This window comes from Streptomyces prasinopilosus, assembly GCF_001419695.1.
GTDB classification, from domain to species: Bacteria; Actinomycetota; Actinomycetes; order Streptomycetales; family Streptomycetaceae; genus Streptomyces; species Streptomyces prasinopilosus.
The window spans coordinates 1-7,620 of record NZ_LIRG01000146.1; the positions used below are offsets into that span (position 1 = coordinate 1).

Annotated in this window: 6 protein-coding genes and 1 riboswitch; of the genes, 1 reads left to right on the forward strand and 5 read right to left on the reverse strand. The window is 73.5% G+C overall.

The window, feature by feature from the left end; all coding sequences use genetic code 11:
* Window positions 1-1,773, reverse strand: a 1,773-nt coding sequence (locus AOK18_RS07525) for a GNAT family N-acetyltransferase (RefSeq protein WP_139058525.1), incomplete at its 3' end; no start/stop codon positions are given.
* A gap of 186 nt (window positions 1,774-1,959) precedes the next feature.
* Here AOK18_RS07525 and AOK18_RS07530 point away from each other — a divergent pair.
* Window positions 1,960-2,241: an HPr family phosphocarrier protein gene (locus tag AOK18_RS07530; protein WP_055574823.1), complete on the forward strand. Its 282-nt coding sequence runs from the start codon at window positions 1,960-1,962 to the stop codon at window positions 2,239-2,241.
* Window positions 2,242-2,458: 217 nt separating this feature from the next.
* Here the strand turns inward: AOK18_RS07530 and AOK18_RS07535 are convergent, their stop codons facing one another.
* From AOK18_RS07535 to AOK18_RS07550, 4 genes are all read right to left on the reverse strand, one after another.
* Window positions 2,459-3,190: a GntR family transcriptional regulator gene (locus AOK18_RS07535; protein WP_055693816.1), complete on the reverse strand. Its 732-nt coding sequence runs from the start codon at window positions 3,188-3,190 to the stop codon at window positions 2,459-2,461.
* Window positions 3,191-3,457: 267 nt separating this feature from the next.
* On the reverse strand, window positions 3,458-4,231 hold the full coding sequence (locus tag AOK18_RS07540) for a M23 family metallopeptidase (RefSeq protein ID WP_055574821.1): 774 nt from the start codon (window positions 4,229-4,231) through the stop codon (window positions 3,458-3,460).
* A gap of 12 nt (window positions 4,232-4,243) precedes the next feature.
* Window positions 4,244-4,406, reverse strand: a riboswitch (cyclic di-AMP (ydaO/yuaA leader).
* A gap of 255 nt (window positions 4,407-4,661) precedes the next feature.
* Entirely contained in the window at window positions 4,662-6,050 is a 1,389-nt protein-coding gene (locus AOK18_RS07545; protein ID WP_055693817.1) for a M16 family metallopeptidase, read from the reverse strand.
* Window positions 6,047-7,441 (reverse strand): M16 family metallopeptidase, encoded by a 1,395-nt coding sequence (locus tag AOK18_RS07550; protein WP_079104886.1) that lies wholly within the window; start codon window positions 7,439-7,441, stop codon window positions 6,047-6,049. Before AOK18_RS07550 ends, AOK18_RS07545 begins: the two co-directional genes overlap by 4 nt.
* Between the last annotated feature and the right edge of the window lie 179 nt (window positions 7,442-7,620).

The window sequence follows — 7,620 nt, forward strand, 5'->3', positions numbered from 1 at the left end:
CCCGGCGAGCGCCGCGTCGTCGGTGGGCGGCTCCCCCAGGGCCGGGATCGCGGTCACCACCACGGCGTCGCAGGTGTCGTCGGCCAGGGCCCGGGACAGCGCCGCGTGGAAGTCCGCCGCGGACGCCCCGGTGGTGAGGTCCAGCGGGCGGTGCGGGCGCAGCCCCTCGGCGAGGCAGGCGTCGTAGGTGAGCAGCCCCAGGGACTCGGAGTTGCCCAGGATCGCCACCCGGGGCCCGGAGGGCAGCGGCTGGCGGGCGAGCAGCAGGCCCGCGTCGACCAGTTCCGTGATGGTGTCCACCCGGATCACCCCGGCCTGGCGCAGCAGCGCGGAGACGGTGGCGTGGGGCAGGCGCGTCGCGCGCACGGCGTGCCCGCGGGGCCCGGAGCCGTGCCGGGCTCCCTGGACCACGACCAGGGGCTTCACCGCCGCGGTGCGGCGGGCGAGGCGGGTGAACTTGCGGGGGTTGCCGATGGACTCCAGGTACATCAGGGCGACGTCGGTGTCCGGGTCGTCGTACCAGTACTGCATGACGTCGTTGCCGGAGACGTCGGCCCGGTTGCCGGAGGACACGAAGGTGGACACGCCCGTGACGCCGGTGACCCCGCCGCCGCGCCGGTGCAGCCGGGACAGCAGGGCGATGCCGATGGCTCCGGACTGGGCGAACAGGCCGATGCGGCCGGGACGCGGCATCTGCGGCGCGAGCGAGGCGTTCAGCCGTACGTCCGGGGAGGTGTTGATGACGCCGAACGCGTTCGGCCCGATGATCCGCATGCCGTACGAGCGGGCCTGGCGGACGAGGGCGCGCTGGCGCTCGCGGCCGTCGGGGCCCGCCTCCGCGTACCCGGCGGACACGACGACGAGCCCCTGCACCCCGTGTTCGCCGCATTCGGCCACGGCCTCGGGGACGTCGTCGGCGGGCACCGCGACGACCGCGAGGTCGACGGGGCCGTCGATGTCCCGCACCGAGCGGTGGGCGGGCACCCCGGCGGCTCCGTCGAGTTCCCCCCCGTCCGGCGGGAGGGCCTTGTTCACGGCGTACAGGCGGCCGGTGAACCCGGCGTCCCGGATGTTGTCGAGGAGGCTGCGGCCCACGCCACCGGGCGTGCGGCCGGCGCCTATGACGGCGACCGAGCCCGGGGCGAGCAGCCGCTGCACCGAGCGGGCCTCGGCGCGCTGCTCGCGCGCCTGCTGCACGGCCAGGGAGCGGTCGGTGGGTTCGAGGCCGAACTCGAGGCGGACGACGCCGTCCTCGAAACTGCGCTTCTGGGTGTACCCGGCGTCCGTGAACACCTTGATCATCTTGCTGTTGGCGGGCAGCACCTCGGCGGCGAACCGGCGGATGCCGCGCTCCCGGGCGACGGCGGCGATGTGCTCGAGCAGGGCGGAGGCGATGCCCCGGCCCTGGTGGGCGTCCTGCACGAGGAAGGCGACCTCGGCCTCGTCGGCCGGTGCCGACGCGGGCGTCCCGTCGGGGCCGATCCGGTCGTAGCGCACGGTGGCGATGAACTCGCCGCCCACGGTGGCCGCGAGTCCCACCCGGTCCACGAAGTCGTGGTGGGTGAAGCGGTGCACGTCCTTGGCGGACAGGCGGGGGTAGGGCGCGAAGAAGCGGTAGTACTTCGACTCGTCCGACACCTGCTCGTAGAAGCTGACCAGACGCTCGGCGTCGTCGACGGTGATGGGCCGCACGCGCGCGGTGCCACCGTCGCGCAGCACCACGTCGGCCTCCCAGTGGGCGGGGTACTCATGCCGGTCCGCGGAGGTCTGCATGGGCCCCAGCGTACGGCTCGCGTACGGTGACGGTGCGAGGCGGCCCGCGGGGGCACGCACCGGACCGGGGCCGCGGTCCGGTGCCGCCGGGAGCGTCGGTGGACGCCGTTCCCGGTGCCGTCCCCGGCACGCCTCGCACTATGGGAAACTGGTCTAGACAACTTGAACTCCGAAGGGCAGCACCACATGGCTGAGCGCCGCGTCAACGTCGGCTGGGCCGAGGGCCTCCACGCCCGCCCCGCTTCCATCTTCGTCCGATCCGCCACGGCCACCGGCGTACCGGTGACGATCGCCAAGGCCGGTGGCAACCCCGTCAACGCGGCCTCCATGCTGGCCGTTCTGGGCCTGGGGGCCCAGGGTGGCGAGGAGGTCGTCCTCGCCTCCGACGCCGAGGGGGCCGACGCCGCCCTCGACCGGCTGGCGAAGCTGGTCTCCGAGGGTCTCGAGGAACTCCCCGAGACCGTCTGATTCCTCGCGCCCGAACCGGTGACGCCCTCGCGGATCCGGTGGCACGCCGTCCGTGTCACTTCCCGCACGGTCACGGCACTCCGCGATCCACCGGCGTCGGAACGCACCATTGAAAGGCCTGCCCGGATCACCGGGCAGGCCTTTCTCTTTCCCCGTTTCCGCACAGCAGGAAATAAATGCCCTGCAATAGCGCTCCCTTTTGTGTACGGCACCCGTGTTAAGAGCGCAGGCTCGGTGTGTTTACGGGATGTTGCGCGTTCCTCACACCCTCCGCGCGGGCCGCCCGGTCCGCGCGCCCGGCCCCGGCGGCCCCGGCGGTTCCGGGGGCGAAGCGCAGCCGGTGGGCGGCGGCGGCGCGCTCGGTGTGCAGCGCCATGACCGCACGCGCGCGCTCGGCGTCCCCGCGCACCACGGCGTCCACGAGCGCGCCGTGCTCCGCCCAGCACTCCACCGGGTCCCTCGTCCCCCGCACCTCGTACATCCAGCCGATCATGTGCCGGAGCCGGCTCAGCGTCGACGTCAGCGTCGGGCTGCCGGACGCCTGGGCGAGCGTCTCGTGGAACCAGCCGCCCAGGGAGCGCAGGTCGTCGCTGTGGCCCCGGCGGGCCCGCTCCTGGCCCAGCCGGACCAGGCCGCGCAGCACCTTCAGGTGGGCCTCGGTGCGGCGCTGCGCGGCACGGGAGGCCCCGAGCGGCTCCAGCAGCAGCCGCATCTCCAGCAGGTCGGCGGCCTCCCGCTCGGTGGGTTCCGCGACGCACGCGCCCGCGTGCCGCCGGGTCACCACGAAGCCCTCGGCCTCCAGGGTGCGCAGGGCCTCCCGGACGGGGACGCGGGAGACGCCGTAGCGGCGGGCGAGGAGTTCCTCGGTGAGCCGGCCGCCACGCTCGTAGACACCCGAGACGATGTCGTCCCGGATCGCCGTGCACACCGAGTGCGCCGGAATGCGCATGACCGACCTCCGAATTAATTCCCGCACCACGTCAACGGGCGACGCCTGTTCCGTGACTCTATTGCAACGCGCGGGAATTTCCGACGGTGCGCCGGGAATCACGTCCGTTTTTTGGACAACGGACTGCCCGCCGGAAAGGCAGAAAGCCCCGGCCCGAAGAGGGGCCGGGGCCGTACCGCGGAAAGCGGACCCCCGTGACGCCGGGGATCACACGGACGTGGAGGCGCGTGCGGAGGGCGCGTGCGGAGGGCGGGGGCGCGTGCCCGGTCAGAGGTTCGCGCCGTGCGCGCGGAGGTACGCGACGGGGTCGATGTCGGAGCCGTACTCGGCGGTGGTGCGGGCCTCGAAGTGCAGATGCGCGCCGGTGACGTTGCCGGTGGCGCCGGAGACGCCGATCTGCTGCCCCGGGGTGACCTGCTGGCCCACCGAGACGCCGACGGACGACAGGTGGCCGTACTGGGTGTACGTCCCGTCGTGCATCTTGATCACGACCTGGTTGCCGTAGGCGCCGCCCCAGCCGGCCTCGACGACGGTGCCCATGCCGACCGAGAGCACGGGGGTGCCGCTCGCGGCGTGGAAGTCGACGCCCGTGTGCGTGCCGGAGGACCAGACGGCGCCGCCGGACAGGTAACCGGTCGAGACGTAGGAGCCCGCGATAGGGGACACGAAGGTGTTCAGGCGCTTGCGCTCGGCCTCCCGCGCGGCGCGCTCCTCGGCTTCGCGGACCCTCTCCGCCTCCTCGGCCGCCTTCTTGCGCGCGGCCTTCTCGGCGGCTTCGCGGGCGGCGGCCTGGGCCGCCTCGCGGGCGGCCTCGTGCTGGGCGGCCGCCTGGGCGTCGACCTGGGCGGCGGCCTCGTCGCCCAGGGTGATCACGGGGGTGAGGCCGGTCTGCTCCGCGGCGGGTTCGGCGGCGAGCGCCGGAGCCGCGAAGGAGCCGATGACACCGGTGGTGGTGAGGGCCGCGACGCCCGCCGCCTTGGCGGTGCCGCGGTGCACGCGACCGGGACGGCGGTGCTTCCCGGGGGCGCGGGTGAACGCCATGTACAGGGTGGTCCTTTCCTTCCCTCTCGCCTACCGGGTTAGCTGACGGGTTCGGAGCAGGAAGGTCTCCTACGGGCCCCCTCGCGGCACGCGCGGGCGTCCGATTCACCCCAGGGACGGTTGGGTCCCCGGCTCCCCTGGCTCGCGCCGTACGGGGACTCGGCGATGACTGTCCGGTGCCGCGGCTGCGGCGCACTGCCCTACGAACAGACCGCATGAAGCTAAACGGGACGCGTTTCGATTCCCAAGCGGATCCCGGTTTTTGTAGCGCATCCCACAGGCCAGACGGGCATCTCCCGTCCCAATTCGGGCATAAGCGGGCCCTGGTGACCTTCACGTCACCAGGGCCGCGCGCGGGTGCACCGCGCCGGGGCGCCCACGGGGCTCCGCGGACCGCCTCCCGGCGGCCTCCCGGCCGCCGACGGTCCGTCTACTCGGCGGACACCACGGTGACTTCGCCGATGCCGAGCGCCTCGACGGGCTCCTTGATCTTCGCCGCGTCGCCGACCAGGACGGTCACGAGACGGTCCACCGGGAAGGCGTTCACCACCGCCGCGGTCGCCTCCACGGTGCCGGTGGCGGCGAGCCGCCGGTACAGCTCGGCCTGGTAGTCGTCGGGCAGGTGCTGTTCCACCTGGTCGGCCAGGGTGCCGGCGACGGCCGCGGCGGTCTCGTACTTGAGCGGCGCCACACCCACCAGGTTCTGCACGGCGACGTCGCGTTCGGCGTCGGTGAGGCCCTCCGCGGCGAGGGTGCGCAGCACCGTCCACAGGTCCTGCAGGGCGGGTCCGGTGTTCGGGGTGTCGACGGAGCCGCTGATGGCGAGCAGCGACGCGCCGGTGCCGTCCGGGGCGGACCTCAGGACCTGGCCGAACGCCCGTACGCCGTAGGTGTAGCCCTTCTCCTCGCGCAGGACGCGGTCCAGCCGGGAGGTGAGGGTGCCGCCGAGGCAGTAGGTGCCGAGCACCTGCGCGGCCCACACGCGGTCGTGCCGGTCCGCCCCGACGCGGCCGATGAGCAGCTGCGTCTGTACGGCTCCGGGGCGGTCCACGATCACGACCCGGCCGGTGTCGTCGGCGGCGACCGGCGGAACGGGGCGCGGCCGGGCGGTCGATCCGGTCCAGGCGCCGAGGGTGTCGCCGAGCAGCCCGTCCAGGTCGGTGCCGGTGAGGTCGCCGACGACGACCGCGGTGGCGGTCGCGGGGCGGACGTGCTTCTCGTAGAAGGCGCGTACGGCCGCCGCGTCGATGGCCGCGACCGTCTCCTCGGTGCCCTGGCGCGGGCGGGACATGCGCGACGTCGCCGGGAACAGCTCCTTGGAGAGTTCCTTGGCGGCGCGGCGGGAGGGGTTGGCCAGCTCGTGCGGGATCTCGTCGAGCCGGTTGCGGACGAGGCGCTCGATCTCGCCGTCGGCGAAGGCGGGCGCCCTGAGGGCGTCGGCGAGCAGCCCGAGCCCCTTGGCGAGCCGTGAGGCGGGCACCTCGAGGCTCAGGCGGATGCCGGGGTGGTCGGCGTAGGCGTCCAGGGTGGCGCCGCAGCGCTCCAGTTCGGCGGCGAAGTCCTCGGCGGAGTGCTTGTCGGTGCCCTCGGAGAACGCCCGGGCGGTGATCGTGGCGACACCGTCGAGTCCGGCCGGCTCGGCCTCCAGGGGTGCGTCGAGCAGCACCTCGACGGCGACGATCTGCTGGCCGGGGCGGTGGCAGCGCAGCACCGTCAGGCCGTTGCCGAGGGTGGTGCGCTCGGGGGCCGGGAAGGCCCAGGGACGGGCCTCGCCCGCCTGCGGCCGGGGGTGGAAGTCCATCGTGGCGAGCTCGGTCACTTCGCCGTCTCCTCGTTCTCGTCGGTGCCTGCGGCCGCGGCCTCTTCGGTGCCGGCCGCCGCGGCTTCTTCGGACTCCCCGGCTCCGGCGGCGACCGGCTCGTAGACGAGCACCGCGCGGTTGTCGGGACGCAGGCGGGCCCTGGCGATCTCCCGGACGTCCTCGGCGGTCACGTCGAGGATGCGGCCGACGGCGCCGAGGGCGAGCTGCGGGTCGCCGAACAGGACGGCGTACCGGCACAGCTCGTCGGCCCGACCGGCGACGGTGCTGAGCCGGTCCAGCCACTCGCGCTCCAGCTGCGCCTGGGCGCGCTCCATCTCCTCGGCGGTGGGTCCCTCCTCGGCGAACCGGGCGAGCTCCTCGTCGATCGCGGCCTCGATGACGGGCACCTCCACGTCACCGGACGCCTTCACGTCCAGCCAGCCCAGGGAGGGTGCCCCGGACAGCCGCAGCAGGCCGAACCCGGCCGCCACGGCCGTGCGGTCCCGTCGCACCAGCCGGTTGTAGAGCCGCGAGGACTCGCCGCCGCCGAGGACGGTGAGCGCCAGGTCCGCCGCGTCGCTCGCGCGGGTGCCGTCCTCGGGCAGCCGGTAGGCGGCCATCAGCGCACGCGCGGGGACCTCCTCCTCGACGAGCTCGCGCAGCTCCTCCCCGATGATCTCGGGCAGCGAGCCGTCACGGGGCTCGGGCTTGCCGTCGTGGGACGGGATGGAGCCGAAGTACTTCTCGATCCAGGCGAGCGTCTGCTCCGGGTCGATGTCACCGACGACGGAGAGCACGGCGTTGTTCGGCGCGTAGTACGTGCGGAAGAAGGCGCGGGCGTCCTCCAGGGTGGCCGCGTCCAGGTCCGCCATCGAGCCGATGGGCGTGTGGTGGTACGGGTGGCCCTCCGGGTAGGAGAGGGCGGTCAGCTTCTCGAAGGCCGTGCCGTAGGGGACGTTGTCGTAGCGCTGCCGGCGCTCGTTCTTGACGACGTCCCGCTGGTTCTCCATGGACTCCTCGTCCAGGGCGGCCAGCAGGGAGCCCATGCGGTCGGCCTCGAGCCAGAGGGCGAGTTCCAGCTGGTGGGCCGGCATGGTCTCGAAGTAGTTGGTCCGCTCGAAGCTGGTGGTGCCGTTGAGCGAGCCTCCGGCGCCCTGGACCAGTTCGAAGTGGCCGTTGCCCTTCACCTGGCCGGACCCCTGGAACATCAGGTGCTCGAAGAGGTGAGCCAGGCCGGTGCGTCCCTTGACTTCGTGACGCGAGCCGACGTCGTACCAGAGGCACACCGCCGCGACGGGGGTCAGGTGGTCCTCGGAGAGCACCACGCGCAGGCCGTTGGACAGCCGGTGCTCGGTCGCTGTCAGGCCTCCGGAGCCTGCCTGGGCGGTGGCCGTGTGACCCATGGGCATGTACGTCCCTTCGATCGCGGAGGCGGTCGTCGCGTCCGCCGTTTGTGCCGGTCCTGCCACTGTATGCAAGCGTGCGGAGCACCGGCGAAGTTCCCGGACGGGGCCGGGTACGCCGAGAGCGAGAACCCGCGGGCACGGGTGGGGCGGCACGGTACGCACGGGGTCCACGAGGCGCGCGG